The sequence below is a fragment of the Nitriliruptor sp. genome, assembly GCF_040882075.1.
Lineage (GTDB): Bacteria > Actinomycetota > Nitriliruptoria > Nitriliruptorales > Nitriliruptoraceae > Nitriliruptor.
Window position 1 is genome coordinate 1 of sequence record NZ_JBBEBZ010000003.1, and the last position, 1,506, is coordinate 1,506.

2 protein-coding genes are annotated in these 1,506 nt (G+C 69.5%); both read left to right on the top strand.

Features of this window, described 5'->3' with window-relative positions:
* Positions 1–1,212: 3-hydroxyacyl-CoA dehydrogenase family protein (locus WEB03_RS00250; protein WP_368068964.1), on the top strand; the 1,212-nt coding region annotated here is incomplete at its 5' end.
* Between the two features lie 142 nt (positions 1,213–1,354).
* A partial coding sequence (locus tag WEB03_RS00255; protein ID WP_368068965.1) for a YkvA family protein occupies positions 1,355–1,506 on the top strand: 152 nt, incomplete at its 3' end.

Consider the following 1,506-nt stretch of genomic DNA (forward strand, 5'->3'; position numbering starts at 1 on the left):
CGCGGGTTCATCGCGAACCAGCTGCTGTTCCCCTACCTCAACCAGGCCGTGTGGATGGTCGACTCGGGGTACGCGACCAAGCAGGACGTCGACGCCGCGATGCGCTTCGGAGCCGGCCTGCCGATGGGGCCGATCGCCCTCACCGATCTCGTGGGTATCGACACCTTCGTCGGCATCATGGAGGCCATCCACTCCCAGTTCGAGGACACGCGGTTCGCCCCTCGGCCGATCCTGAGCCAGCTCGCCGCGGCGGGCTTCAACGGTCGCAAGGACGGCAGGGGCTTCTACACCTACGAGGAGCCGGGGAGCTCGAAGGTCGTGCCCGACGGCTCCGCACGTGAGCCAGCCGATCCGGCGTCGATCGCCGACTGGACCACCGTCGGGGTGCTCGGCACCGGGACGATGGCGACGGGCATCGTCGAGGTCTGCGCCAAGGCCGGGTACGACGTGATCGTCCGGGGACGCTCCAAGGACAAGGCCGAGGCGGTCGCGGCCAAGGTGGCCAAATCGCTGCAGCGCATGGTCGACAAGGGGCGGGTGAACGAGGAGGAGATGGTCGCCACCCTCCAGCGCATCAAGCCCACCGCCGAGCTCGAGGACCTCGCACCCTCCGACGTCGTGATCGAGGCGGTCGCCGAGGACCTCGACCTCAAGCGGGAGCTGTTCGCCGAGCTCGCCCCAGTCCTCAAGCCCGGCGCGGTCCTGTCCACCACCACCTCGTCGCTGCCGATCATCGAGTGCGCGATGGTCACCGACCGCCCCGACCGAGTCATCGGCCTGCACTTCTTCAACCCGGCCGCGATCATGAAGCTGGTCGAGATCGTGCCGACCGTCCGCACCGACGACGCGGTCGTCGAGCAGTCGCGGGCCTTCGTCGACAAGGTCGGCAAGGTCGGCGTCCTCTGTGGTGATCGCGCCGGGTTCATCGTCAACACGCTGCTGTTCCCCTACCTCAACGACGCCGTGAAGATGCTCGAGTCGCACTACGCGACCGCCGAGGAGATCGACACCGCGATGAAGCTCGGAGCCGGCTACCCGATGGGCCCGTTCCAGCTCATGGACGTGGTTGGACTCGACGTGACCCTCGCGATCCTCGAGCGGCTCAAGCAGGAGTTCCGCCAGCCGTCCTACGAGCCGGCGGGGCTGCTGCGCCACCTGGTCGAGGCGGGCTTCCTCGGACGCAAGGCAGGACGGGGCTTCTACGTCTACTGAGGACCTGGAGGACGGCGGGACCGACGAGCCCGAGCTCGCCGGTCCCCGTCCGTACTGGCGTGAAGCGGTCGCGCTGCTGCCCGACCTCGGCCGGCTCCTGCGGTCGCTCAGCCGTGACCCGCGGGTGCCGTGGCACGCCAAGGTGACGGCGGCCGCCGCGGCGCTCTACGTCGCGTCGCCGATCGATCTGCTCCCCGACGTCGTGCCGGGTGTCGGTGGGGTCGACGACCTGGCCGCGGTGCTGTTCGCCGTGCGGCGGCTGGTGACCGCCGCGGGGTACGACGTGGTCCGCGA